This is a genomic window from Pseudomonas sp. B5(2017) (assembly GCF_002112825.1).
GTDB classification, from domain to species: domain Bacteria; phylum Pseudomonadota; class Gammaproteobacteria; order Pseudomonadales; family Pseudomonadaceae; genus Aquipseudomonas; species Aquipseudomonas putida_Z.
The window spans coordinates 108,624-135,109 of record NZ_NEIR01000010.1 but is presented as its reverse complement, the minus strand read 5'-3'; the positions used below and the strand labels follow the sequence as shown (position 1 = coordinate 135,109).

Sequence of the window (26,486 nt, the reverse complement as noted above, 5' to 3'; positions counted from 1 at the left end):
AGGCCACACACAATCCACCCCCCCACCGATCGTCAGCTCAACGCATCCCCTCCCCGACCCAGGCGTCAAATGGTTCCAAAGGTCCCTTTGGAGAACCCCCATGACCCAGCACGCCGTGGCCCGCCTGGCCCAACTCGACGAACACCGCCCCCTGCGCGTCCAGGCCGGCAGCGAGGAGATCATCCTCATCCGCCAGGGCGACCAGGTGCACGCCTACCAGGGCAACTGCCCCCACGAAGGCGCGCCACTCAATGAAGGCGTGGTGTGCGGCGGCCTGCTGGTGTGCCCCTGGCACAAGGCCGCGTTCGCCGTGGACGAGGGCGCGGTCTGCGAGCCGCCGGCCCTGGCCGACCTGCGACGCTACAAAACCTGGGTCAAGGGCGACGAGGTCTGGGTCGACGACCAACCTCTGCCCAGAACCGAGCCGCCCCGCCACAGCGACGCCCGCTGTTTCGTGGTGGTCGGCGCCGGTGCCGCGGGCAGCGCCGCAGTCGCCACCCTTCTGGCCCATGGCTTTGCCGGCCGCCTGGTCTGGGTCGATCAGGAGCGCCAGCCAGCCTACGATCGTACTTCCCTCAGCAAATTCGTGATCGCCGGGCAGATGCCGCCCGATGAGGTGCCGGCCCTGCTCGACGCCGACGCCCTGCGCAAGGGCCAGCTGGAGCGCAAGCATGGCAAGGTGCGCACCCTGAACACCCAGAAACGCCAGATCACCCTGGCCGACGGCCAGCAGATCGACTATGACGCCTGCCTGCTGGCCACCGGCGGCAAGGCGCTGCGGCCCGATATCCCGGGTGTCGACCTGCCCGGGGTATTTACCCTGCGCTCACGGGAGGATGCCGCGCACCTGCTGGACGCTGCCGAGCCCGGCCAGCCGGCAGTGATCGTCGGCGACGGTTTCATCGGCCTTGAGGCCGCCTCGGCCTTGCGCAAGTACGGCGTGCAGGTGCACCTGGTCACCCGCCATGAGGTCCCCCTGGCCCGGCAGCTGGGCGAACGTATCGGCCGTAGCATCCGCGAGTTGCACGAACGCAAGGGGGTCACCTTCCACGGCCCCACCGAGGTCGAGCGGATCGAGGGCCAGGGCAAGGTCGAGGCCGTGCTGCTGGCCAACGGTGAACGGCTACAGACGCCATTGGTGCTGCTGGGCACCGGGGTCAGACCGGCGACCGCTTTCATCCAGGGGGTGCTGCTGACCGAAGACAAGTCGGTGCAAGTCGACGCTGAAATGCGTGCTGCAGATAGCCTGTGGGCCGCAGGGGATATCGCCACCTTCCCGCTCAGCGGGCGCCCGGTGCGTATCGAACACTGGCGCCTGGCCCAGCAACATGGGGTGATCGCCGCCGCCAACATGCTCGGCGAGCAGCGCCGCTATGCCGACGTGCCGTTCTTCTGGACCTACCAGCACGGCCGCACCTACGAAGTACTGGGCCACGCCCGGGACTGGAACCATATCGAGTTCGTCGGCGAACCGGAAAAAGGCGACTTCATCGCCTTGCAATGCGTGGATGAGCGGGTCGAGGCGGTCATCGCCAAGGGCTATTCCGATGCCATGGCGACGCTGTCGCAACGCTTGAAGCGGCCGTTGAGCCTGCAGGAGGCCTTGGCGCTGATCGGTTGAGGCTGCCTTTCATTGCGCCCCGGTTGTGTGTAAAACGGGTAGATCAGCCGACTGCACAAGGACCCAAGCGCATGATCTACCGCCCCCTCGGCCACAGTGGCCTGCAGGTTTCCGCCCTTACCCTGGGCAGCATGATGTTCGGCGAGCAGACCAGCACCGAGGACGCCCTGCGCATCATCGACAAGGCCTGGGACCAGGGCATCAACTTCATCGACACCGCAGACGTGTACAACGCCGGGCGTGCGGAGGAAATCGTCGGCGAAGCGGTGGCCCGCCATCGCCAGGACTGGATCGTCGCCAGCAAGGTCGGCTTCGGCCCGGCCGATGGCCTGCCCAACCGCAGCGGGCTGTCGCGCAAGCACATCTTCAATGCCCTGGAGGCCACGCTGACGCGCATGGACATGGACTACCTGGACATCTACTACCTGCACCGCGAAGACCACAAGGTGCCGCTGGAAGAAACCGTGCAGGCCATCGGCGACCTGCTGCGCCAGGGCAAGATCCGTTACTGGGGCGTGTCCAACTTCCGCGGCTGGCGCATCGCCGAGGCCTGCCACATTGCCGAGCGCCTGGGCGTGCCCAGGCCGGTGGTGAGCCAGCCGCTGTACAACATCGTCAACCGCCAGGCCGAACCGGAACAGCTTACCGCTGCGGCAGCCCATGGCCTGGGCGTGGTGCCGTTCAGCCCGCTCGCGCGGGGCGTGCTCAGCGGCAAGTACGCGCCGGGGGCGGTGCCGGATGCCGGTAGCCGTGCCGGGCGCCAGGACAAGCGCATCATGGAGGTGGAATGGCGCCAGGAGTCGCTGGCCATTGCCCGGCAGATCCAGGCCTATGTCGAGGCCAAGGGCGTGGGTATCGTCGAGTTTGCGATTGCCTGGGTGCTGAACAACCGGCTGGTCAGTTCGGCGATTGTCGGGCCGCGGACGGAAGAACAGTGGGATACCTATGGCGGCGCGCTGGCGGTGAAGATTACCGCGGAGGATGAAGCGTTCATTGATTCGCTGGTCACGCCGGGGCATGCGTCGACGCCGGGGTTCAATGATGTGGCGCATTATGTGAGTGGGCGGTTGGCCCGCGGCTGATCGTTCTCCTGTTCTGGCCTCTTCGCGGGTAAACCCGCTCCCACAGGATCACCTATGCCTTCAGGGCCTGTGCAACCCCTGTGGGAGCGGGTTTACCCGCGAAGAGGCCGGAACAGGCGACATCCAAGCTGCTGGAACAAACCATTGGGGAGCCCAATGCCGGGCTCCCGGTCCCCCCTTTCCCCAATCACCTCGGTATCGTGCGCACCATTGGTTTTCCACCTCTGGAGCAGCAATGAAACTCTTGCAACCCTTGAAAGTCGGCCCGCTCACCCTGCCCAACCGCGTGTTCATGGCCCCCCTCACCCGCCTGCGCAGCCTCGAGCCGGGTGACGTACCTACCTCGCTGATGGCCGAGTACTACCGCCAACGCGCCAGCGCCGGGCTGATCATCACCGAAGCCACGCAGATTTCCTTCCAGGCCAAGGGCTATTCCGGCTCGCCGGGCATCCACAGCGCCGAGCAGATCGCCGCCTGGAAGCATGTCAACGAAGGCATCCACGCCAATGGCGGCCATAGCGCCGTGCAGGTGTGGCACACCGGGCGGGTATCGCACACTTCCTTGCAACCCGGCGGCGAAGCCCCGGTGGCACCTTCGGCGCTGCCGGCTGCTGCCCGCACCACCCTGCGTGACGAGCAAGGCAACCTGATGCGTGTGGAAACCTCTGCGCCGCGGGCGCTGAGCGAGGTGGAAATCGCCGGTATCGTTGCCGACTTCGGCCAGGCGGCGGCCAACGCCCGTGAAGCCGGGTTCGACTTCATCGAGCTGCACGCCGCCCACGGTTACCTGCTGCATCAGTTCCTCACCCCCAGCGCCAACCAACGCGAAGATCGCTACGGCGGCAGCGTCGAGAACCGTGCGCGTATCGTGCTTGAAGCAGTGGACGCGGCGATTGCCAGCTGGAGTGCCGAACGCGTGGGTATCCGTGTGTTCCCGCTGGGTGGTTTCAATGGCGTGGACAATGGCGAGGACCAGGAAGCCGCAGGCCTGTACCTGATCCGCGAACTGGCCAAGCGCAACCTTGCCTACCTGCACCTGTCCGAACCGGACTGGGCCGGCGGCAAGCCGCTGCGTGACGAATTCCGCCAGGCGATTCGTGCGGCCTACCCGGGGGTGATCATTGCTGCCGGTGCCTACACCGCCGAGAAAGGTGAAGACCTGATCGGGCGTGGCTTGATCGATGCCGTAGCGTTCGGGCGCAGCTTCATTGCCAACCCGGACCTGGTAGAGCGGCTGCGGGTGCAGGCGCCGTTGAATGCGCACCGGGCGCAGTTCGACTATGCCAATGGGGCTGAGGGGTATACGGATTATCCGTTCCTCAAGCAGGCGTGATGCTGAAAGAGGGAGCTCATGGGCTCCCTTTTTTGTTGCCTATGCCGGCCTCTTCGCGGGTGAACCCGCTCCCACAGGGATCCCACAAAGTTCAAGTCTGTGGTGATCCTGTGGGAGCGGGTTCACCCGCGAAGAGGCCGGTAGCTTTAACCCAGCTGCGCCAGGGCCTGCGCGGCATAGGCATGCGAACGCTGCCGCGCCAGCGGGTCGTGAATGCGGCAGTCGATCATCAGTTCATCCGCCCCGGTCTGCTCGATCAGGGTGCGCAACCCTTCCCTTACCCGCTCCGGCCCGCCGGCCACGGTGCAGGCCATCACTTGCTCGAGTACCGCGCGCTCATGGTCCGGCAGGCTTTCGACATACCCCTCCTGCGGCTTGGGCAACAGACCGAAGCGCCCGACATGCAAGTCCAGCATCCACTTGCGATGGGAGCTGGCCAGGTAATCTGCCTCGGCGTCGCTGTCGGCGGCGAACAGGTTCATGCCCACCATCACATACGGCTTGGCCAGTTGTGCCGAAGGCTGGAAGTTGGCCCGGTAGTGGGCAATGGCCTGCAGCAGGTAGCGCGGGGCAAAGTGCGAGGCGAAGGCATAGGGCAGGCCCAGTTTCGCTGCCAGGTCGGCGCCGAACAGGCTGGAACCGAGGATCCACACCGGGATGTCATGCTTGCCCGGCACACCGCGCACGCGGCGCTGGCCGTTGTCGGCCAGGTAGTCACGCAGCTCAGCGATGTCCTGGCTGAAGTCGCGCTCTGGCGCAGCACCACGCAAGGCGCGCACGGTCGGCCCGGAGCTGCCTGGCGCACGCCCGAGGCCCAGGTCGATGCGGCCAGGGTGCAGGGTGTCGAGCGTGCCGAACTGCTCGGCCACCACCAGCGGCGCGTGGTTGGGCAGCATGATGCCACCGGCGCCAACGCGGATATGCCGGGTGGCGTTGGCTATTTCGTTGATGACCAGTGACGTGGCGGCCGAGCCGATGCCCGGCATGTCGTGGTGCTCGGCGATCCAGTAGCGGCTGTAGTGCTGTTGCTCGACATGGCGTGCCAGTTGGCGGGACTCTTCGATCGCGTCAGCGAAGGTCTTGCCTTCGCCGATCATGACCAGGTCCAGTACGGACAGTGCAGTCATGGGGTCTCCACAGGGATTATCAGTGACTGCCAGTTTCCCTGCTGCGCAGCCAGTGATAAACCCGGCTTCAGGCCCGGCATAGGGGCCTGCCATTCCCCAATCAGTATTCCCAGGGCACGCCCGGTTCCCAGCTGGCTACCAGCAGGTCGATGAAGCCGCGTACCCGTGGCGACAGGTGGCGCTTGCTTGGGTAGACGATGCGAATCGGGTCTGCTGGCGGCCGATAGGCTTGCAGCACCTCCACCAGGGTGCCGGCGCGCAGGTCGTCGCCGGTAATGTAGGTGGGCAGGTGAATCAGCCCGAAACCCGCCCGCGCGCCGTCGAGCATCGCCTCGGAGCTGTCGATGTTCAACCGCCCGGGGTCTTCGCACAAGTGCAGCCCCGCTTCGGTATGGAAGCGCCACGGCATGGCCTTTTCACCGGCCAGGAAGGCGATCTTGTCGTGGCCGTAGAGGTCGCCGGGCACCTGCGGTACGCCGCGTGCATCCAGGTATGCGGGCGAGGCGCAGGTGACGAACTGCTGCCAGGCCACCGTGCGCGTCAACAGTTGCGAGTCTTCCTTCGGTGCGCCGATACGCACCGCAACGTCGATACCCTCCTCGACCAGGTCGACGAAACGGTCGGTGAAGCGGATATCCGCGCGCAGCTCGGGCCACTGCTTCAGGTAGCGGTCGAGAATCGGCAGCACATGGCGCTGGCCGAACGACAGGGGTGCTGTCAGGCGCAGGGTGCCGGTGGGCTTGCCACGGCGCTGGGCCATGGTGCTTTCCACCTCGTCCAGGTCATCCAGAATCTGCCGCCAGCGCTCGTAGGCCACCAGGCCCTCGTCGGTCAGGCTCAGCTTGCGCGTGGTGCGGTTGAGCAGGCGCACGGCCATGCGCGCCTCCAGGCGAGCGATGCTCTTGCCCACCGCCGAACGCGTCAGGCCCAAGGTGGCGGCGGCGGCGGTAAAACTGCCGGCCTTCGCGGCGCTGACGAAGGCGGCGATGTCGCCGAAGCGGTTGGGTTCCATGGGGGTTCCTGAGTCTGGTGCGGCCGGTTTAGATGGGTATGGATTTGTGAAATGCAAGCAGGACCGTCGAGAGCGATCAAGCGAAAACCTTGATCGCCAGTAAATGCACCGGATAGAACAGGTAGCCCCAACGCCCCACTGCTGGCACCCGCCAATCATCATGACGCAGCAACAGCAACCCGACCGGAATGGCCAAGGCTGCAGCAATCAGCGTCAGCACGGTAATGGGCGCCAACAGATGTTCCCGCAACCAACTGTTGGTCAGGTTCCCACCCATGGCCAACAGGCAAGGCAACACCCAGGCCGCCCCTCCCTTGCGGCGGGCCATCAACCAGGCGCCCGGCAGCATCACCCCCGGTAGCCCGTACATCAGCTGTTCGCTGAACAACCACCCTGCAAGCAGACCGGCAACGCCAAGCACGCGCGCCGACCTCGACGGATGATGCACGCCCCAGGCAACCAGCAACCCCAACACCAGAGTCGGCATCACGCTGAACGTTGGCGAACCACTGTCCAGCCAACGGTATACGGGCTCCGACAGCACCGCGAACACCAGCATCAACCCCAGATAACGCAGGTTGCCGCGGGTATAGAGCGCCCCGCCCCTGGCGCGTCCCACATTCACCGCAATCGCCAGGCAGAACAGCGGAAACGCCAACCGGCCCAGTACGAACAGGCCATCGGCAGCAGGCCACAGGAAACGCAGGTGGTCGGCGACCATGGTCAGCATCGCCGTCCACTTGACCAGGTCCACCCCGGCTGATCGCATGCCTCAGCGCCCGGGCTCGACTGTGGCGGGCCCCAGGTAGCGGTCGGTCCAGGCAGCCAGCGGCAAAGGTGGCTGCTGCTCGACGATCCGTCGCCAGATCAGCATCAGGTCGTCGCCATTGAACGCCGCCCCTGGTCCGGCGCCCTTCCACATCGACGGCACATCGGCGATCCAGTGCCCCTGGCTGTCACGGTGGGCCATGTTGAAGCGGAACGTGTAGTTCCCCGGGATGCCCATGCGCAGGTCGCTGACCACCAATGCATCGCCGACCTGGTCATAGCGCAGCCAGTCATCGGTGAACCAGCGCAAACGCTGGTGCAAAGGGTGCCCGGCCAGCGCTTGCGCCAGCTGCAGATTACGCGGCAAACGCTGCATTTCTGGCGCTTGCTGGTCGAACGCACTGCTGATGCCTTCGTAGTAATCGCCCTCCGGGGTCTTGGCCAGCACCCGCCAGACCAGGCTGTTGAAGGCTATCGGCACGGCACGTACCTGGCTGACAGCGATACCCTGGCGGTCGAGTGCAGCCTGGAAACGCTGCTCGGCCGCCATGCGTCCGGCCAGGCCGAAACCCAGGTAGGCTGCGCTGAATACCAGGGCCAAGGTCAGTAGCTGCGTAGCCCTTCTCGTTAGCCCTTTGATGATTGCGTAGATCACCGCGGCCAGCAGCGGCACGGTGTAGACCGGGTCGATGATGAACACCGCTGCCCAGCTTTCCGGGGTGGCCTGCAAGGGCCAGAACAATTGCGTGCCGTAGACCGTGAAGGCGTCGAGCAAGGGGTGGGTGACCAGCACCAGCCAGAACGCCAGTAACAGCCTGGGCAAGGTGTAGCCTTTGCCTGGCCAGCACTTGTTGACCAGCCAGGCCAGCAGCAAGGCCAGCCCGGTGAGCACGAACAGGGAATGAGAAAAGCCGCGGTGGTAGGTCATCTGCGACACCGGGTCGGCGTAGCGGATGATCACGTCCAGGTCGGGAAGCGTGCCCAGCGCCGCACCATACAGCAGTGAGCGGCGGCCCTGGATGCGGCCGAGTACGGTACCCTGCAGGGCCGCGCCGAGTACGGCCTGGGTGATGGAGTCCAAGGGTGGCATTCCTGAAAAGGTGGTTTCCAGAAGCTACCTTCATCCTGCCCTGATGCGCAATTCCCTTGGTTATGGGCTTTCATTGTGGGAGATGGCCCAGCCATTTGGGCTGCGCTGTCGCGTAGATAACTGAAATTGCAAGCAATCCGCGTACCCTGTGGGAGCGGCTTTAGCCGCGAAGAATCCAACGCGGTGCATGGCACCGGCTGCGCCGGTGTTCGCGGCTAAAGCCGCTCCCACAGGGTCCCTGCTAACTCAATGAGTTATGTGCAGCTCCTACAAAGGCCCCGCAGGCATCCTGTGGATGCGTCAGAACAACTGCCAGGTGTACACCAGCGTCAAGCGGTTCTCGTCGATGTCGCTGCGGTAGTTGGACCGGGCCATGGCATTGCGCACCCGGATCCCCAGCCCCTTCAGCACCCCGCCCTGCACGGCGTAACCGATGTCCAGGTCACGCTCGCGGTCGCGCCCTTCATAACCCAGCCCAGTGTCGACATTGTTACCGGTGATGTAGCGCACGGTCGCGGTCAACCCCGGCACGCCCATGGCCGCGAAGTTGTAGTCGTAGCGCACCTGGTACGAGCGTTCGTCGGTGTAGGCGAACTCATAGGTCGGCACTTCGTTACCCAGCGGCGAGATGTTGGCGAATACCCGTGGGAACGGGCTGTCGCCATAGATGCCCTGGTAGCCGGCATGGAAGCTGTGCCCGCCATGCCGGGCCGAGAACATCGAGAAAAACGCCTGGTTGTCGATGTTGCCGAGCAACGCATCGCCATCCTCGCGAGCAGTGAAATACCCCAGGTTGGCGCTGAGCACCCAGTTGCCTACGGGCTTGCTGTGCTTGAGGCCGACAAAGCCCTGTTCGTAGATGTCCTCCAGTTGCCCGTACCACAGGCTGACGCTGCTCTGGTTGGCATTGAACGCATAGTCCCCGCCCAGGTAGTTGAAGGCATCGCTTTCTGCCTGGCGCATCGGCACATGGCCGAGCATGGCGTTCATCTTGCCGTCGCCGCCTTCGTTGCGCAGGTGGGTGCTTTTCAGGTGCCCGGCCTGCACGGTCAGGCCGTCGATTTCCGCCGAGCTCAGGCTTGCGCCCTGGTAGGTCGGTGGCAACAGGCGGATGTCGCTGAAGGTCAGCACCGGCAGGTTGGGTTGCAGTTCGCCGACGCGCAATTCGGTCCTGGATAACCGGGCCTTGAAGGTGGGCGCCAGGCGGCTGTATTCGTCGGCAGCGCGGCCATCGCTGTGCACCGGCAGCAACCCGGTGTTGGTGCGGTCGGGGCTGCTGTCGAGCTTGATGCCCAGCAGGCCCAGGGCGTCAACGCCAAAGCCGACCGTGCCCGGGGTGTAGCCCGACTTGAAGTCGAGGATGAAGCCCTGGGCCCACTCCTCGGCCTTGGATTGCCGGTTGGCCCCGACGATGTCGGAGAAGTCGCGGCTGAAGTAGTAGTTACGGGCACTCAGGGTGGCCTTCGAATCTTCGAAGAAGCCGCCTTCGGCGGCCAGCAAAGGTTGGCTGAGCAAAGTCAGGCCCAGGGCGACGCAAGGGGTGTTGTTCATTCCGAAGCTCTCTTGATCTTGTTTTTATGGGTAAAGCGTTGGAAGCACGGCGGTTCATGGGGTACGGCGCAGCACCTCCCGGGCACGTGGCTGGCGCAGCCTGAGCAACCCATGGCTCAGCAGGCCGAACAGCAGGCCCCAGAACGCTGCCGACAGGCCCAGGAAGGCCACCCCCGAAGCGGTGACCAGGAAGGTGAACAGCCCGGCATCGCGCTCGGTTGGTTCCGCCAGGCTGCGGGCCAGGGCTTCGCTGATGGCGCCATACAGGGCCAGCCCGGCCAGGGCGGCGATCAGGGCGGCGGGGAATGCTGCGAACAGCGACATCAGCGTGGCCCCGGCGATCCCCAGCAGCAGGTACAGCGCACTGCCAGCCACCGCCGCGACATAGCGCCGCCGTGGGTTTTCATGGGCTTCATGGCCAGTGCACAGGCTGGCGGTGACCGCCGCCAGGTTCAGCCCGTGGCAACCGAACGGCGCCAGCGCGGCACCGGCCAGGGCGCTGGCACTGATGATCGGGCTGGCCGGCGTGGGGTAACCGGCGTTGCGCAGCACTGCCATGCCCGGCATGAACTGCCCGGTCAGGGCCACCAGCACCAGCGGCAGTGCCAGGCTGAATACCGCTGCCAGGCTGAACTGCGGGGTGACCCACTGCGGCGACGCCAGCTCCAGCACCAGCGCCTCGCTGCGAAACGCCCCGCTGGCCACGGTCACCACCGTGCCCACGCACAGCACCGCCGCCACGGCGTAGCGCGGCTGCAGCCGGCGCATCAGCACGTAGGTGACGAACATTGCCAGTACCAGCAGCGGTTGCACCGGCAAGGCGCGGAACACCTCGACGCCGAAGCTGAACAGGATGCCGGCCTGCATTCCGGCGGCGATGGAGCCTGGCAGGCGCGCGATGATGCGGTCGAAGGCCCCGCTGATGCCGATCAGCAGCAAAACCAGGTTGGCCACCAGGTAGGCGCCCACGGCCTGTTCCAGACCCAGTTGCGGCAAGGCGGTGACCAGCAGCGCCGAGCCGGGGATCGACCAGGCGATCACCACCGGCACCCGGTAGCGCAGGCTGAGCAGCGCGCCAAGCACGGCGCTGCCCATGGACACTGCCCAGACCCAGGAGGACAGTTGCCGATGGGACAGGCCGGCGGCTTCTGCGGCATGGAAGATGATCACCAGGGGGCCTGCGTAGGAGATCATCGTGGCGATGCAGCCGGCGACGATGGCGGACAGTGAACTGTCCTTGATCAGGGTTTTCATGGCACCTCTCGCATCGGTGATGTATGGCAAGGGCTGCGCCCTTGATCGCCGGCAAGCCAGCTCCCACAGGGATCACACAGGTTTCAGTCCTGTGGTGATCCTGTGGGAGCGGGCAAGCCCGCGAAGAAGCCAACCCGGTGGCTCAAGCCTCTTGCAAAGCCCGCGGCCGCCCACTGCGCTGTTCATCGGCACCGCCGTGGGCCCGCTGCAACTGGAAGTCGAATTTCAGCTCGGCATGCCGCCCCGCCTCGCCCTCGACGAACACCACCTCGCCCACCAGCCCATCGCGCGTGGCATAGGCAAAGTCATCCCACAGGTACTTGTCCCCGGCCAGGTTGATCTGCGTGGTCAGGTGCCGGTGCCCAGGCGCCGAGATGAAGAAGTGCACATGCGCCGGGCGCTGGCCATGGCGGCCCAGCAGGTCCAGGCACTCCTGCGTCGGCCCCTGCGGGTCGCAGCCATAGCCTGACGGCACGATGGTGCGCGCGCGGTAGCGCCCTTGGGCATCGGTGACGATGCGCCGGCGCAGGTTGTACTCGGACTGGCTCTGATCGAAGAACGAATAAGTGCCCCGGGTATTGGCATGCCACAGGTCGACCGTGGCCCCCGGCAGCGGCCGGCCTTGCGGGTCGAGCACCTGGCCCTCCAGGTACATCAGCGTGGCAACCCCCTCCTCGCTGCCGTCGTCCATGCGCACTTCACCTTCGGCGATGGGCGCACCGGCCACGTACAGCGGGCCTTCGATGGTGCGCGGGGTGCCGCCGACCAGGCCTGCCTGCCGGTCCTTGGCATCCTGCAGCAGGTCGAGGAAGTGTTCGATGCCCAGCCCCGCCACCAGCAGCCCGGCCTCGCCACGACCGCCCAGGCGGTTGAGGTAGTCGACGGCATGCCAGAACTCGTCCTCGCTGATTTCCAGGTCTTCGATCAGCCGCGCGGTGTCTTGCAGCAGGCGCTGCACGATGCGCTTCAGGCGCGGGCTGCCGGCATCGTTGCCAAAGCCTGCGGCCTCTTCGAAGAACTGCTGTACCTCGGCAGTGTGGGAAATTTTCACGGTCATGGTGGGTTACCTCATGTTGTTGTTCTGGAGTTACGCCTGCGCCGCAATGGCCTGGGCATGCCGACGGCCGCTGGCCAGGTGCACGGCCATGGCCAGCGCGGCAATTGCGCCGGGGATGGCGAAGGCGATGAAATTGAGTTGCAGGGGCAGGTTGATGCCCATCAGTGCGCCACCGAGCAGCGGGCCGACGATGGCGCCGTTACGGCCGATGCCCGAGGCCCAGCCCAGCCCGGTGGAACGCACTGATAGCCCGTACAGCTGGGCGGCGCCGGCATACAGCAGGATCTGCGTGCCGATGGTGGTGGCGCCGGCAATGAAGATGAGCAGGTACAGCACCGGCATCGGGCTGTTGACGCCCAGCAGGCTGATCGACAGCGCGGCGGCAATGAAGAACGCCACCTTGACCTTGACCAGGTTGTAGCGATCGCCCAGCCAGCCGCCGAGGATCGCCCCGGCCATGCCACCGAAGTTCAGCGCCAGCAGGAACGACAGGCTCGAGCCCAGGCTGTAGCCGGCGTTGGCCATCAGCTTCGGCAGCCAGGAACTGAGCGCGTAGACCATCAGCAGGCAGCAGAAGAACGCCAGCCACAGCGCCAGGGTGCGAATGGCCAGGCCGTTGCGGAACAGTTCGACTACAGCGGTGAACTTGCCGGCCCTTTCGCGGGACAAGCCCGCTCCCACAGGGGCGACCAGTACATCGTCAGGTTGCAGGTCGCAATCCGGGTCCAGCCGCTTGAGCAGCTTGCGGGCCTCGCCGGTACGGCCCTGGCGCACCAGAAAACCGATCGACTCCGGGAGGTGGTAGAGGATCACCGGCAACAGCAGCAGTGGCACCGCTGCGGCGAAGAACATCGATTCCCAGCCGAAACGCGGCAGCATGAAGATCCCGACACCCGCCGAGAGCATGCCGCCCAGCGAGTAGCCACTGAACATGATCGCCACCAGCGTGCTGCGCAGGCGCTTGGGCGCGTACTCGTTCATCAGTGCCACGGCGTTGGGCATAAGGCCGCCACAGCCCAGGCCGGCAATGAAGCGGTAGATGCCGAACTCGCTCGGGCTGCTGGCAAAGCCGTTGAGGATGGTCGCCCCGGAGAACAAGGCGAAGCAGATGGCGATGCCCTTCTTGCGCCCGATGCGGTCGGCCAGGCTGCCGAACGCCAGGGCGCCGAACATCATGCCGAACAGCGCATAGCTGCCCAGTGCACCGGCCTGCAACGGGGTCAGGCCCCACTCTTTCATGATGACCGGCAGTACCACGCCGTAGATGAACAGGTCATAGCCGTCGAAGATCAGCAGCAGGCCGCACCAGGCCATGACCATCCAGTGAAACGGGGTAAAGCGCGCGTTATCGATGATCGGGTGTACGTCAAGGGTTCGCATGGCATCTGTCGCTCTTGTTTTTGTTGTGAAAGAAAGCTCTTTGCCTTGTGGGTGCCGCTCAGCCGAGGTCGCCGCCCCCTACCGGCAAGGTCACGCCGGTGATGTACGAGGCTTCGTCGGAAGCGAGGAACAGGATCGCGCCGACCTGCTCGTCGATGCTGCCGTAGCGGTGCATCAGGCTGCTGTCGAGGGTCTGGTCGATGATCTGCTGGTACCAGTGCCTTTCCTGTTCGGTCTGCTCGGCACTGTTGCGCGGCACGCGCCGGGGTGGCGCCTCGGTGCCGCCGGGAGCGGTGGCGTTGACCCGGATGCCCCGGCCGGCGGTTTCGAAGGCCAGGCACGCAGTCAGCGCGTTGACGCCGCCCTTGGCCGCGCCATAGGGCACGCGGTTGACGCCACGGGTGGCAATGGACGAGACGTTGACGATGGCGCCGCTGCCGCGTTCGAGCATGTACGGCAGTGCGGCATGGCAGCACCACAGGGTGGGGAACAACGAACGGCGTACTTCGGCTTCGATCTGGTCCACTTCGTAGTGTTCGAAGGGCTTGGCCCAGATGGTGCCGCCGACGTTGTTGACCAGGATGTCGAGGCGGCCGAACGCTTCAACCGCGCTGGCCATGACCCGGGCGCAGTCGCCATGTTGTTCCAGGTCGGCAGTGAGGGTGAGCATGCCCTCGCCGGCGAGTTCGTGAACCAGTTCGGAGCGGTCTACCGCGACCACTTGCGCACCTTCGGCCTTGAGCCGCCAGCACACGCCACGGCCGATGCCCTGGGCGGCACCGGTGACCAGGGCGACCTTGCCTTGGAATCGGTTGTTCATCTCGATCTCCTACTCAGTCCAGAATTGCCGGGAGGGCTGCGCCCTCCATCGCGACGCAAGGCCGCTCCTACAAGCACCGCGGTCCTCTGTAGGAGCGGCCTTGTGTCGCGAAAGGGCCGCACCGCGGCCCCAGCAATCTGACAGTCAATTGAATGGAGGCCGCCCTCATCGGCACGAGGCAGGCGGCCCTGGCAATACCTCAGGCCGCCGCCGCGAACTTCTCGTAGTAGAAGTTCGCCGGGGTAATGCCCTGCTCGCGCACGTACTGGCTGACCGCCTCGACCATCGGTGGCGGGCCGCACAGGTACACATCCACATCGCCGTCGTTGAGGTGGCGCGGTTCGATGTGCTGGGTCACGTAGCCCTTCTGCGGGTACTGGCTGTCCGGGTTGGCCACGCAGGCGCTGAAGGTGAAGTTGGGGATGCGCGCCGCCAGCGCCTGCAGGCGGTCGAGTTCGACCAGGTCGAAGTCGTTGGTCACGCCGTAGATCAGGTGCAGCGGATGCTCGCTGCCTTGCTCGGCGATCTTCTCCAGCATCGCCGTGAACGGCGCCAGGCCGGTGCCACCGGCCAGCAGCAGCAGCGGGCGCTGAATCGGCCGCAGGTAGAAGCTGCCCAGCGGCCCGGCCAGGGTCATGCTGTCGCCGGCCTTGGCCAGGTTGGTCAGGAAGCTGCTCATCAGCCCGCCCGGCACGTTGCGGATCAGGAAGCTGACCTCGCCGTCCTTCTGCAGCGAGCTGAACGAATAGGCACGGCTCTGCTCGCTGCCCGGCACCTTGAGGTTGACATACTGCCCCGGCAGGAAGGCCAGGCGGCTGAGGGCCTCGCCCTTGATCGACAGGGCAATGGTGCTGGCCGACAGCTGGCGGACATCGCTGATGGCGGCCTCGAAACTGGCCTGCTCGGTCTTGCACAGCTGCGACGAGGCCGGGATGCGGATGACGCAGTCGCTTTCGGCGCGCATCTGGCAGGTCAGTACGTAGCCTTCGGCGACTTCGTCTTCGCTCAGGGCGTCTTCGATGAAGTTGTCGCCCAGGTCATAGCGCCCGGACTCGGCCTTGCACTTGCAGGTACCGCAGGCGCCGTCGCGGCAGTCCAGCGGGATGTTGATGCCCTGGCGGTAGGCGGCATCGGCCACGGTTTCATGGCCGGTGGCTTCGATGAAGCGGGTCACCCCGTCTTCGAAATTCAGTGCGATCTGGTAGCTCATGTTGCACCTCGCGGGCGAGCCGGGCCACGGTACGTCGCAGGACGCACCGGGCAGCGCTCGCAAAACCCTGGATCAGATGTGGTAGATGTCGATGACCTGGCGCACGTAGTCGTTCTTCAGCACCACCTTCTTGGCCTTGATCAGCGGCTGTTCGCCGCGCAGGTCGAGGGTGTAGAAGCTGGTGCCGAAGTAACTGTCGGTGGTCTTGTAGCGGAAGCTCAGGGTGTGCCAGTTGAAGCGCACCTGGCAGCTGCCCTCGCCCTGCTCGACGATCTCGATGTTGCTGATGTTGTGCGAGGTGCGGGTGTCGGGCACGGTCGCACTGGAGCGCTCGGTCTTGATGCGGAACACCCGGTCTTCCAGGCCGCCACGGTTGCCGTACCAGATCAGCGAGATTTCGCTTTGTGGGTCTTCGGTAAGGGTGTCGTCATCGTCCCAGCTCGGCATCCAGAAGCTGGCATCGCTGGCGTACAGCTCCAGCCACTGGTCCCACTGGGCATCGTCCAGGTAGCGCGCTTCGCGGTAGAGGAAGTCGCGCACGGTTTCATAAAGGCTCATTGCACGGCCTCCACGGGGATCAGTTGCTGTTCGTCCTTCAGGGCCTGGATCATGGTGTCCTGCCAGTACTTGTGCTGCAGCACGAACAGGCCTTCGTCCTCGGTGCGTACGCCCGACAGCAGCGGCTTGAGTTCGATCTCCCTGGCCGCCTCGTCGGCGCCTTCCACCCAGTGCGCAGCGCCGCGGGACATGTCGTTCCAGCCGGTGCCGCCGCCATAGCCGGTCTGGCACGAGCGGAACTCTTCCAGGTCATCCGGGGTGGCCATGCCGCTGACGTTGAAGAAGTCTTCGTACTGGCGAATGCGCTTGGCGCGGGCATCGGCGCTCTCGCCTTTCGGCGCGATGCAGTAGATGGTGATTTCGGTCTTGTTCACCGAAATAGGCCGGGCGATGCGGATCTGCGAGCTGAACTGGTCCATCAGGTACACGTTCGGGTACAGGCACAGGTTGCGCGAGTTCTCGATCATCCAGTCGGCACGGGCCTGGCCGAAGTCGGCGGCCAGCTGGTCACGGCGCTCGTAGGCCGGGCGGTCTTCGGGGTTGGCCCAGCGGGTCCACAGCAGCAGGTGGCCGTGGTCGAAGGAGTAGAAGCCACCGCCCTGCTTGGCCCAGGCGCCGGCGCTCATGGTCTTGATCTCTTCACCCGCCTCGCGCTGCTTGCGCTGGTTCTGGGTGGCGGCGTAGTTCCAGTGCACGGAACTGACGTGGTAGCCGTCGGCGCCGTTCTCGGCAGTGAGCTTCCAGTTGCCTTCGTAGATGTACGAGCTGGCACCGCGCAGCACTTCCAGGCCTTCCGGCGACTGGTCGACGATCATGTCGATGATCTTGGCCGACTCGCCCAGGTGCTCGACCAGCGGCTTGACGTCGGCATTCAGGCTGCCGAACAGGAAGCCACGGTACGACTCGAAGCGCGCCACCTTGGTCAGGTCATGGGAGCCGTCGCAGTTGAAGCTGTCGGGGTAGCCGGCGTTGCTCGGGTCTTTGACCTTGAGCAGCTTGCCGCTGTTGTTGAAGGTCCAGCCGTGGAACGGGCAGGTGTAGCTGGAGCGGTTGCCGCGCTTGTGCCGGCAGAGCATGGCGCCGCGGTGGCTGCAGGCGTTGAGGAAGGCATTGAGCTCACCGTCCTTGTTGCGCGCGATGAAGATCGGCTGGCGCCCCATGGTCAGGGTGAGGAAGTCGTTTTTCTCGGGGATCTGGCTTTCATGGGCCAGGTAGATCCAGTTGCCCTCGAAGATGTGTTTCATCTCCAGGTTGAACAGGCGTGGGTCGGTGAACATCTCGCGCTTGCAGCGGTAGATGCCCTTTTCACGGTCGTCCTCGAGCAAGGCATTGAGGTAGTCGAATCCCAGGGACATGGCCAGGGTCTCCCTTGTTATTGTTTAGACCTGGTCAGGTTAGGGAGACGGCTGGCGGGGGACTATCCGGATTGTGCAGAGTGTTATCCAAAATGCTCATGCGGGTGGGCGCACTCACGCAAGCCATTGCACAGCGCATGTACGCTGCGGATATCTAATTTTTTCTAGAAGGGAGAGAAGGCAGACTTTGCCTGATCTCCTGAAGCTCCTTGGCTACCTGCTCCGCAGACCGCCTATGAAAATAGAACTCGGTCCCCCGCCCACTAAAACGCTCAGCCGCTAACGTTGCACTATTAATTTGCCCAGCCAAAAATGTGTGTATTCTCCGCAAGTCACTAACAACAGCCTCTGACATCTGGCCGGAAACTTTAGCTGATTCAATAGATATTGCCGGGCGACTGGTCAAGGGCGACGTAGAAAGAGCACGCTCTAGTGTATGTACGGGCGCGGGCGACTTGCCAACGTTAAAACCTTTGAGCACTTTTTCGAATCTATTGTTCCAGTAAACATCAGGCATAGGGCCGTAGTGACTCGGCGGGTATCCGCGTGCGACGGGTCGTTGCGTATGCATCGGCTTAGTTACCAAGGCTTTCAGCATATGGCCAGTCGGATCAAGGTTATTCACCGGGTCAGCATTACAGTAACTGTAAGTGTTGAACCCACCTTCACCAAATGGACTTAGGGTGTCAGGCGAGTTAAAACGCATCAAAGCCGAAATTAATGCACGATAGCCGTTACCCAGCAAGTAGAGTCCCATGATAGGCTCTTTTCGCTGCCCACCGTACCGCAACACTGAAGCACATGGTTCATCCCTGTCGTATCCATATACGGTGTATTGCATAGAATACGAGTCTCGGCCCATGAGCCGCAGCACCGAACCTTGTATATCTGTTGCGTAAAGTCCTGGCTGAACATTATCAGTCTGCGCCAACGCCTGACCTGCGGCGCGCAGCAAAGTAGATGCTCCTGCACTAGCATACTTAACCAGCGAAAGGCCTTCTACAGAATAGAAATACATTTGTCTCTGCGACTTCGACATGGCTACTACCATTTCTCCGAGATGGAAAAATGATGGCCTGAGGATAAAACGCTCGCAACTGGCAGAAATGCTAGGCGAACGAGCCAGACTTCTTCATCCGCGCCGCTTGAACGTCTGCGAAGGCAGCTCACCAAACTGCTGCCGGTACACCTCCGAGAACCGCCCCAGATGCAGGAATCCGTAATCCAGGGCCAGCTCGGTCACACTACGTACGCCACAAGTCGGGTCGCTCAGACACGCATGCACCCGCTCCAGCTTGCGCTGACGCACGTAATGCTTGGGTGTGGTACCCAAATGCTGGTCAAACAACGCATACAACGAACGCAAACTCATGCAAGCCTGCTCCGCCAGCACTTCAGCCGACAGCTCCAGCTTCAGGTTGCGTTCGATGTAGTCGAGTATGCGCTCCAGGCCCGCTTGCGGCGCGCTCAGGCTTTCGCGACGGATATTGGTGCTCATCAAGGTCAGCAGCTTGCTGGCGACGATCTGGCTGTAGTGGCCCTGCACCCTGGGCAGCGAATCGCTCACCTCTGCCTCCTGGCAGACCATGGCCAGCAGGTTGACGAACCCGTCCAGTTCGTCCAGCCGGTAATGGTTGCGCAAGAACCGCACCCCGCCACCGGGGCGGTGCCAGCGCTGTTCGTCGCAGATCGAGTCCAGTAGCCGGGTCGGCACCTTGAGGATGAATTTTTCGCAGTCTTCCGAGTAGGTCAGGTCAACCGGGTCGTCGGGGTTGATCAGCAACAGCTCGCCCGGCACCAGGTGATGCTCGCGCTTGTGCCCACGCCACAGGCAGTTGCCGTTGAGCAGCACCTGCAGGTGGTAGATGGTTTCCAGTGCCGGCGAGGTAACGCGCACGCTGCCGCCGTAGCTGATGCGGCACAGGTCGAGTTCGGCGAACTTGCGGTGGCTGAGGCTGGCTTGCGGACGAGTGGTGCGGGACAGACCGATGCAATGCTGGCCTACATGCTGGTTGACATAATCGGACACAGCATAAGGGTCGGCGTGATGAAACACGCTACTGCGCTCGCTCAGCAGGCGGCTTTCCATAGGCAAGGCACTCGGATCGTTATTGTTCTGGTCGCCGCTTCCTACGGCCCGGCGGGCTGTGGTTGCGGTCGTCACGGTCATTCTATCGAGCCGGCTGCGGGTCGCGGGGGCAGGCGACAACCGGTGGATGGGCACACTTAAGCAAAAAGGCGGGGGTTGGGCAATGCGACCTTGGGAATGGATGGGCGGATAGCGGACGTTCATGGCAGGAGAGATGTTCGGTTATCGAACGGTGTTTTCCTGTGCCGGCCTCTTCGCGGGTGAACCCGCTCCCACAGAGATCCACCACTGCCGCAAGACCTGTGCAATACCTGTGGGAGCGGGTTTACCCGCGAAGAGGCCAGCACAGGCAACCGAAAGTTCAGTGCACAGCCACATCCTGCCGCCCTGCCCACCCTTGGCTCCTTGCCCGGTACTGCCGCGGGGCAATGGCGAACAGCTCACGGAAGCGCCGGTAGAAATGCGGGAAGCTGACAAACCCGCTGGCCACCGCCACTTCGGTCAATGACTTGCTGGTGTGCTGCAGCAACTGCCGCGCATGGGTCAACCGCAGCTCCAGATAGTAACGCGGCGGCGTAGCCTGTACATGCCGGCGGAACAGGCGCTCCAGATGCCGCCTGGACAAGCCGGCATGCTCGGCGATCTCGTCGATGCCGATCGGGTCTTCGATATTGGCGTGCATCAGCTCCAGGGCCAGGCGCACGCCGTTGGGCAGGCTGGGGTCGATTTCCGGCGAGCAGGCAGGTGCATCACTCAGTACCCGCGACCGGTCGCATGCCAGCATCTGCTCCACGGCGCGGCGCAACGCTACGCCACCGCACTGTTCAAGCAGCGCCAGCATCATGTCCAGCGCGCTACTGGCGCCCGCGCAGCTCATGCGCCGGCGGTCCAGCACATGGGCCTGGCGGCTGATGCGCACCTTGGGGAACAGCTCGCTCATCATCGCCCGGCCATCGGGGTGGAAGGCGCAATCATGGTCGTTGAGCAAACCGGCTTCGGCCAGGAAGTAGGCACCGTTCCACAAACCGCCCAGCTGGCAGCCGTGCTGGTCGGCCTGACGCAGCCTGGCGCGCAGCAGCGGTGAGGTTTCCAGGCGCACACGGAAGCCGCCGCACACCAGCAGGCAGTCCAGGCCTTGCACCTCCAGGTCGGCCAGCTGGGTGTTGACCGGCAGGGCGATGCCAAGGTCACTCATCACCTGGGGACCCTCACCCACTACCTGAATCTGGAACAACGGCGTGGCACTCATCAGGTTGGCGGTGACCAGACTGTCCATGGCGGCGGTGAAGGCCATCATCGAGAAGTGCTCGCGCAGGACGAAGGCGACACGCTGGCATGGCATCGACAGCGAAGTGCGGATGGCCGGGTCCAGGTGGGCCAGGTTGGTGTTCTTGAGGATGCTTTCGAAGTGGCTCATGGCTATTAACTCAACAGCGGAAATCGCGTTGCCCCCTTCGCGGGTGAACCCGCTCCTACAGGTATCGCACAGTATTCAGAGCCTGTGCAGTACCTGTGGGAGCGGGTTCACCCGCGAAGGAGCCAGTGCTAATGGATCAGGTTACTTGCCAGCCTGGGCCGCAGCGTCACGGGAGGCTTGCAGCCACTGGTCGAACTGCTGGCGGTGCGCCGCTACCCATTCCTTGGCATGGCGGGTGATGTCGGCAGGCTTCTTCTCGCCCTGCTGCATCTTCAGGTTCTGGTTGCTCTCGTCGTCGGTGCTGATCTGCACCAGCGACAGGAACTTCAGCGCTGCCGGGTTCTCTTCGGCAAAGTCCTTGTTCAGCACGGCCACCACCTTGTCGATGGCAAAGCCGAGGTTTTTGCCGTGGTACATCGTGTCGACATCATTCTTGCCATCCGGCAGGTCGGTTTTCGGCACTTCCAGCCAGACCACGTCCCTGCCCTCGACCAGCACGCTGGCGATCCACTGTGGCACCCAGGTGAAGTAGAAGATCGGCTTGCCTTCCTTGTAACGGGTGATGGTGTCGGCCATCAGCGCGAAGTAGGAGCCCTGGTTGACGGTGATGCTCTTGTCCAGGTCGTAGGCTTTCATGTGGTGGGCAATCACCAGCTCGCAACCCCAGCCCGGGTTGCAACCGGTCATGTCGGCCTTGCCGTCACCGTCGGTGTCGAACAGCTTGGCGATCTCTGGCTTTTTGAGGTCGGTGATGTACTTGATGTTGTACTGGTCAGCGGTTTTCTTGTCGATCAGGTAGCCTTGGGCCACGCCCGGCAGGATGTCGCCAGTCTTGACCATCACGTCGTCACCACCGGCCTGCTGGTAGAACTGGTTGTGCAGTTTGTCCCACAGGTGCACGGTGAAGTCGGCATCGCCGTTGGCCAGGGCCACCATCATCACGCCGTACTCGGTCTCCTTCGGCTCCTGGACCTTGTAGCCCAGCTCGCGCAGGCCTTCCATGGCCACTTCGCCACGGAAGCGCTCTTCGGCGATGGAGGGGAAGATCGGCGTAACCTTCACGCCCTCCCCCGGTTTTTCGGCCGAGGCGTGCGCGCCCAGCGCGGCTGCCACCAGGGTCAGCGCAGTGGCGCATTTGAGGATGCTGCGGGAGAACTTGGATTCGTGCATCGTCGCTTACCTTCTTCTGATTTTTATCTTCAAGTGCGGCAGATCGAACGTCTCAAAAGCCTTGCAGTGCTCAGGCGGTCTTGCGCCGCCCTTGCGGTTGCGCCACGCCACACAGGCGCATGACCACGCCTACCGGGCCGGTGTGGTACCAGCGCAGGCTCGGGTCGGCGCTGGTGCGGGCGCCCATGGCCTGGGTCAGGCGGTCAAGGAAGATCGCCAGCAGCACCAGCCCTACGCCACCGACCGTGGCCAGGCCCATGTCGAGGCGGCCGATACCGCGCAGGACCATCTGGCCCAGGCCGCCGACGGAAATCATCGAGGCGATCACCACCATTGACAGGGACAGCATCAGGGTCTGGTTGAGGCCGGCCATGATGGTCGAGGTGGCCAGCGGCAGCTGCACGCGGGTCAGCATCTGCCGTGGGGTGCAGCCGAAGGCACGGGCGGCCTCGATCTTGTCTTCCGGCACCTGGCGAATGCCCAGGTTGGTCAGGCGCACCAGTGGCGGCAGGGCGAACACGATGGTTACCAGCACGCCGGGCACGTTGCCGATGCCGAACAGCATCACCACCGGTACCAGGTAGACGAAGGCCGGCAGGGTCTGCATGGCGTCGAGCAGCGGGCGGATGATGCGCTCCAGGCGGTCGCTGCGGGCACACAGGATGCCCAGCGGTATGCCGATGACCGCGCAGAAGAACACCGAGGTCAGCACCAGCGCCAGGGTGGTCATGGATTCGGCCCATACGCCGATCAGCCCTAGCAGGGTCAGGATGACGAAGCACAGCACGGCCATGCGCTTGCCGGCCAGCTGCCAGCCCAGCAGCGAGGAGAGGATGATGCCGATGGTGGGTGGGATGCTCTGCAGGGTGAACTCGATGCCATTGAGCACCTGGTCGATCGGCCAGCGGATGGCGCGGAACACCTCGCGGAAGTTGTGCACCAGGAAGTTCAGGGTGGCGGTGACCCAGTCGCCCAAGGGGATGGTGGCCGCCTGGAATGGGTCGAGAATGCTGAATTCGGACATGAGGGTGTACCTCTGGGTATTAGTGGCGGCTCAGGGTCTGCAACAGCTCGTTCTTCGACAGCGTGCCCTTGAAGGCGCCCTGGCGGTCGAGCACCGGTACCGGGTACGGCAGGTCGGCCGCCACCCCGAGCACTTCGTGCAGTGGCGTGTCGGTGTATACCGGGCACTGCTCGTGCAGGCTGTAACGCTCACTGGCGGTAGCGCCGTTGGCGTCGGTGTCGACCACGCCCAGCAACTGCCCGCGGTCGTCGACCAGGTAGCCGAACGGCACGCCGGCCTGGAAGCTCGGGGCCTTGCCGTTGACCTTGCACACCACCGCCGGGTCGAACTTGGCCACATCACCGGCCTTGAGCACCCGCGAGCTGTCGAAGCTCTTGAAGAAGGTGCGCACGTAGTCGTTGGCCGGCTGGTTGATCAGCTCCTGCGGGGTGCCGATCTGCACCACGCGGCCACCTTCCATGATCGCGATGCGATGGCCGATGCGGATGGCTTCCTCGATGTCGTGGGAAATGAAAATGATGGTGCGCTGCTGCTCGGCCTGCAGGCGGATCAGCTCGCCCTGCATCTCGCTGCGGATCAGCGGGTCGAGCGCGGAGAACGCCTCGTCCATCAGCAGGATCGCCGGGTCGTTGGCCAGGGCCCGGGCCAGGCCTACACGCTGCTGCATGCCGCCAGACAACTGGTGCGGGTAGCTGTTTTCATGGCCGGCCAGGCCAACCTGGCTCAATGCTTCACGGGCGCGGCTGTGGCGTTCGGCCTCCGCTACGCCGGCAATTTCCAGGCCGAACGCGGTGTTTTCCAGCACGCTCATGTGTGGCATCAGTGCAAATGACTGGAACACCATGCCCATTTCCTTACGGCGCACATCCAGCAGAGCTTTGTCGGAGAGCCCGGTGATTTCCTTGCCGTTGAGGTGAATGCTGCCGGAGGTGGGCTCGATCAGGCGGTTGAACAGCCGCACCATGGTCGACTTGCCCGAACCGGACAGGCCCATGATGACGAAGATTTCGCCACGCTTGACGGAAAAGCTTGCATCGAACACGCCGACGACGTGGCCGGTCTTGCTGAAGATTTCGTTCTTGTCGGCCCCCTTGCGGAGCATCTCCATGGCCATGTTCGGGTTGGGACCGAACACTTTGAAGATGTTTTTTACCGAAAGAATCTCATCGGCATGGCTCATACGACCCTCTTTATTATGCTTATTAACCAATCTTTCAACTTCGCACTTTCAATAAGGCGGGTAGAGATCAGTGCGAGTACGCTTGGCAGTCCGTTCAAATTCGAACGTGAGTCAAAACCGGCACGCAGAATGTCCTGCTTCAAAATTGTCCGACTATCGATGTCTCGAATGTCGCGCCGTGGGTTCAACGTTAGGCCTTGAACCAGAGCGGGTCCAACGACATTTGTTTCACGCAAACCATTACCTGAAGTTATCAATCAGGGCCTGAGCCCCGAGCCACAGCCTGGCGCAGTGCGCTTGAATGCAGGCGCAGCCTTGTGCAGCGAAGAGACCGGCTCATACACTTGAGCCATGGGTGCCTGTAGGGGCCCTTTCGCAGCACAAGACTGCTCCTACAAAGGACCTGCACCCCACCGACATGGTCAGACACTCCGAACCCGATCAGACGCTGATCAAGATGCCCTCGCTGCGTGCGGTCAAAGTCTTCGTCGCCGCCGCCAAGTACCAGAACTTCACCCGCGCCGCCGAGGCGCTGTGCGTGACCCAGGCAGCGGTCAGCCGGCAAATCCGCGAACTGGAAACCTACCTGGGCGCCGAGTTGTTCACCCGCGTGGGCCGTGCGGTGGAGCTGACGGTGGCCGGCTCGATCTTCTTCGATGCGGTGCAGTTGTCGTTCGTCAACATTTCCCAGGCTGCCGAGCGCATTCGCAGCAACACCAACAGCAAGCAGGTGGTCACCCTGTGCTGTTCGCCGGCCTTCGCCGCCTTGTGGATGGGGCCGCGGATGCCGAGGTTCTTCGATGAGAACCCGGACATCGACATCAACCTGGTGACCACGCAGAACTTCCTGGCCATGGAGCCCGGGGTGCGCCCGGACATCTACATCACCAAACTGGGCAAGGTGCAGGCGGGCTACAGCTCGCACCAGCTCAACCACGACGTGATCTACCCGGTGTGCACGCCGCTGTACCTGGCGCAGCACCCAGAGGTGCGTACCCTGCAGGGGCTGCGTGATGGCACGTTGTTGAACCTCAGCCCTTATGGCCGCTCGCAGGTGGCCGAGCACGTGGACTGGAACGTCTGGCTGGCGTTCCATGACATCGACCTGAAAAGCCGCGCCAACACCGGCCCGCACTTCTTCAATGCCAACGATTACAACCTGCTGGTGCAGCTGGCCCTGGGTGGCCAGGGCGTGGCGCTGGGCTGGCACCACCTGGTAGAGCCGCTGGTGGCCCAAGGGCTGCTGGCAAGGCCGGTGGAAGAGGAACTGGTGCTCAAGGATACCTTCCACTTCCTGGCGTTCAACGAAGACAAGGACCATGACTCCAGTTGCTGCCGCTTGCGGGACTGGTTGCTGGCGGAGTTTCAGCCGTTGCTGGAGTCGTTGCGTACCCGCTGAATATCAGTTGCCTGTGCTGGCCTCTTCGCGGGCACGCCCGCTCCCACAGGTACTTCATCGCCCTTCAGGCTGGTGATATCCCTGTGGGAGCGGGCATGCCCGCGAAGAGGCCGGTACAGGCAACCCGGAACCGCCCACTTCACTGCACCGGCAGGAAGTTCATCAACAGCAGGCTCTGCGCATAATTCAATCCAATCCGCCTGTACCGCTCATCCAGCAACTCCGCCAGCAAATCCAGCCGTGCCACGATCTTGCCGAACTCAACGGCAAAACTCAGGTTGCTGCCCTCTTCCGAGATTTCGTTGGAGAACAACAGCAGCACGCCATTGGCATCCTGCCGCTGGCTCAGCATCCAGGTGGCCTTCTCGATATTGCGCGCCGCGTTGTTGATGAACAGCGGGTCGATGGTATCGGTCATGTAGAACTCGGTACGCCCGCCGTGCGCGGTGATCAGCATGCTGCCGATGGCGTAGATGAAGGCACCGACCCGGTCACCGCGAAACTCGGGGCTCAGGGCATAGCTCAAGGCTGCCAGGTCGCGACGGTTGCCCAGTTGCGGCAAGGGCTGGCGTTGTTCGATGGCGATACGGATCTGCCGCTCGGCAGTGGCCGCGTCCACGTAGCCGGACAGCTTCCACTGGTTGGGGTTGCGCAGGTAAAGCTTGTTCATCAGCAGGTACAAGCTCTGCAGGTTGTCGCGCATGGACAGCGTGGCCAGGCGGTCGACGCTGGTCTGGAACAGTTCGCTGGGCTTGCCGTTGCCGAGCTGGTTGACCATGTCGCGACCCTGCTGCTGGGTGCAGGCGCACAGGCACGTGAGGGTGCCTGCCAATAGCAGGCGGAGGAAGAATTCTGGCTTGCTTGCAACCATCGGCACCGGGTCGATATTCGGCGGCCGCACCGGGGATCAGTGTGGCCTGGCCAAGCATAGAGCCCGGAAATTGGAAAAAGTGCGGTGATCGGGGTTATGGATACCTGTGCCGACCTCT

Annotated in this window: 23 protein-coding genes; 4 read left to right on the top strand and 19 right to left on the bottom strand. The window is 63.7% G+C overall.

What is annotated here, in order from left to right; translation table 11 throughout:
- Positions 1-100 precede the first annotated feature (100 nt).
- The 3 genes from CAG00_RS16605 to CAG00_RS16595 all read left to right on the top strand — a co-directional run bounded on the left by CAG00_RS16605 (position 101) and on the right by CAG00_RS16595 (position 4,036).
- Positions 101-1,621, top strand: coding sequence for an FAD-dependent oxidoreductase (locus CAG00_RS16605; RefSeq protein ID WP_085664807.1), 1,521 nt, complete (start codon positions 101-103; stop codon positions 1,619-1,621).
- Positions 1,622-1,692: 71 nt separating this feature from the next.
- On the top strand, positions 1,693-2,703 hold the full coding sequence (locus CAG00_RS16600; RefSeq protein WP_085664806.1) for an aldo/keto reductase: 1,011 nt from the start codon (positions 1,693-1,695) through the stop codon (positions 2,701-2,703).
- Positions 2,704-2,938: 235 nt separating this feature from the next.
- Positions 2,939-4,036, top strand: coding sequence for an alkene reductase (locus tag CAG00_RS16595; RefSeq protein ID WP_085664805.1), 1,098 nt, complete (start codon positions 2,939-2,941; stop codon positions 4,034-4,036).
- A 146-nt stretch (positions 4,037-4,182) separates the two neighbouring features.
- Here CAG00_RS16595 and CAG00_RS16590 read toward each other — a convergent pair whose 3' ends face one another.
- The 18 genes from CAG00_RS16590 to CAG00_RS16505 form a co-directional block, all read right to left on the bottom strand.
- The gene (locus CAG00_RS16590) at positions 4,183-5,163 is read right to left on the bottom strand and encodes an LLM class flavin-dependent oxidoreductase (protein WP_085615656.1); all 981 of its coding nucleotides are present in this window, start codon (positions 5,161-5,163) and stop codon (positions 4,183-4,185) included.
- 100 nt (positions 5,164-5,263) lie between these two features.
- Positions 5,264-6,175, bottom strand: a complete 912-nt coding sequence (locus tag CAG00_RS16585; RefSeq protein WP_085615654.1) for a LysR family transcriptional regulator — start codon at positions 6,173-6,175, stop codon at positions 5,264-5,266.
- A gap of 76 nt (positions 6,176-6,251) precedes the next feature.
- Positions 6,252-6,944, bottom strand: a complete 693-nt coding sequence (locus CAG00_RS16580; protein ID WP_085664804.1) for a TraX family protein — start codon at positions 6,942-6,944, stop codon at positions 6,252-6,254.
- Positions 6,945-6,947: 3 nt separating this feature from the next.
- Complete coding sequence (locus CAG00_RS16575) at positions 6,948-8,024, bottom strand: metal-dependent hydrolase (protein ID WP_085664803.1); 1,077 nt, start codon at positions 8,022-8,024, stop codon at positions 6,948-6,950.
- Between the two features lie 309 nt (positions 8,025-8,333).
- Positions 8,334-9,584: an OprD family porin gene (locus tag CAG00_RS16570; RefSeq protein WP_085664802.1), complete on the bottom strand. Its 1,251-nt coding sequence runs from the start codon at positions 9,582-9,584 to the stop codon at positions 8,334-8,336.
- A 54-nt stretch (positions 9,585-9,638) separates the two neighbouring features.
- Positions 9,639-10,838 (bottom strand): benzoate/H(+) symporter BenE family transporter, encoded by a 1,200-nt coding sequence (locus CAG00_RS16565; protein WP_085664801.1) that lies wholly within the window; start codon positions 10,836-10,838, stop codon positions 9,639-9,641.
- 142 nt (positions 10,839-10,980) lie between these two features.
- Positions 10,981-11,895: a catechol 1,2-dioxygenase gene (gene catA / locus CAG00_RS16560; protein ID WP_085664800.1), complete on the bottom strand. Its 915-nt coding sequence runs from the start codon at positions 11,893-11,895 to the stop codon at positions 10,981-10,983.
- A 30-nt stretch (positions 11,896-11,925) separates the two neighbouring features.
- Positions 11,926-13,275, bottom strand: coding sequence for an aromatic acid/H+ symport family MFS transporter (locus tag CAG00_RS16555; RefSeq protein ID WP_085664799.1), 1,350 nt, complete (start codon positions 13,273-13,275; stop codon positions 11,926-11,928).
- 58 nt (positions 13,276-13,333) lie between these two features.
- On the bottom strand, positions 13,334-14,095 hold the full coding sequence (locus tag CAG00_RS16550) for a 1,6-dihydroxycyclohexa-2,4-diene-1-carboxylate dehydrogenase (RefSeq protein WP_085664798.1): 762 nt from the start codon (positions 14,093-14,095) through the stop codon (positions 13,334-13,336).
- A gap of 199 nt (positions 14,096-14,294) precedes the next feature.
- On the bottom strand, positions 14,295-15,305 hold the full coding sequence (benC, locus tag CAG00_RS16545; RefSeq protein ID WP_025339040.1) for a benzoate 1,2-dioxygenase electron transfer component BenC: 1,011 nt from the start codon (positions 15,303-15,305) through the stop codon (positions 14,295-14,297).
- A 72-nt stretch (positions 15,306-15,377) separates the two neighbouring features.
- Complete coding sequence (benB, locus tag CAG00_RS16540) at positions 15,378-15,863, bottom strand: benzoate 1,2-dioxygenase small subunit (protein WP_004374327.1); 486 nt, start codon at positions 15,861-15,863, stop codon at positions 15,378-15,380.
- Positions 15,860-17,218, bottom strand: a complete 1,359-nt coding sequence (gene benA / locus CAG00_RS16535) for a benzoate 1,2-dioxygenase large subunit (protein WP_085664797.1) — start codon at positions 17,216-17,218, stop codon at positions 15,860-15,862. The genes benB and benA overlap by 4 nt, the downstream gene beginning before the upstream one ends.
- Before the next feature lie 154 nt (positions 17,219-17,372).
- Entirely contained in the window at positions 17,373-18,257 is an 885-nt protein-coding gene (locus CAG00_RS16530; protein ID WP_256579008.1) for an RHS repeat-associated core domain-containing protein, read from the bottom strand.
- Between the two features lie 93 nt (positions 18,258-18,350).
- On the bottom strand, positions 18,351-19,307 hold the full coding sequence (gene benR, locus CAG00_RS16525) for a benABC operon transcriptional activator BenR (protein ID WP_085664795.1): 957 nt from the start codon (positions 19,305-19,307) through the stop codon (positions 18,351-18,353).
- A gap of 361 nt (positions 19,308-19,668) precedes the next feature.
- On the bottom strand, positions 19,669-20,724 hold the full coding sequence (locus CAG00_RS16520; protein ID WP_085664794.1) for a GlxA family transcriptional regulator: 1,056 nt from the start codon (positions 20,722-20,724) through the stop codon (positions 19,669-19,671).
- A gap of 141 nt (positions 20,725-20,865) precedes the next feature.
- Positions 20,866-21,894, bottom strand: a complete 1,029-nt coding sequence (gene proX, locus CAG00_RS16515) for a glycine betaine/L-proline ABC transporter substrate-binding protein ProX (protein WP_085664793.1) — start codon at positions 21,892-21,894, stop codon at positions 20,866-20,868.
- A 70-nt stretch (positions 21,895-21,964) separates the two neighbouring features.
- Positions 21,965-22,918 (bottom strand): glycine betaine/L-proline ABC transporter permease ProW, encoded by a 954-nt coding sequence (gene proW / locus CAG00_RS16510; protein ID WP_085664792.1) that lies wholly within the window; start codon positions 22,916-22,918, stop codon positions 21,965-21,967.
- Between the two features lie 19 nt (positions 22,919-22,937).
- Positions 22,938-24,098 carry a glycine betaine/L-proline ABC transporter ATP-binding protein gene (locus CAG00_RS16505; protein ID WP_025339033.1) on the bottom strand — a complete coding sequence of 387 codons (1,161 nt, stop codon included), beginning with the start codon at positions 24,096-24,098 and terminating at the stop codon, positions 22,938-22,940.
- Positions 24,099-24,516: 418 nt separating this feature from the next.
- Here CAG00_RS16505 and CAG00_RS16500 point away from each other — a divergent pair, with 418 nt between their 5' ends.
- Positions 24,517-25,497 carry a LysR family transcriptional regulator gene (locus CAG00_RS16500; RefSeq protein ID WP_025339032.1) on the top strand — a complete coding sequence of 327 codons (981 nt, stop codon included), beginning with the start codon at positions 24,517-24,519 and terminating at the stop codon, positions 25,495-25,497.
- 139 nt (positions 25,498-25,636) lie between these two features.
- On the opposite strand, the gene CAG00_RS16495 is transcribed toward CAG00_RS16500, so the two are convergent.
- The gene (locus tag CAG00_RS16495) at positions 25,637-26,368 is read right to left on the bottom strand and encodes a hypothetical protein (RefSeq protein WP_085664888.1); all 732 of its coding nucleotides are present in this window, start codon (positions 26,366-26,368) and stop codon (positions 25,637-25,639) included.
- Between the last annotated feature and the right edge of the window lie 118 nt (positions 26,369-26,486).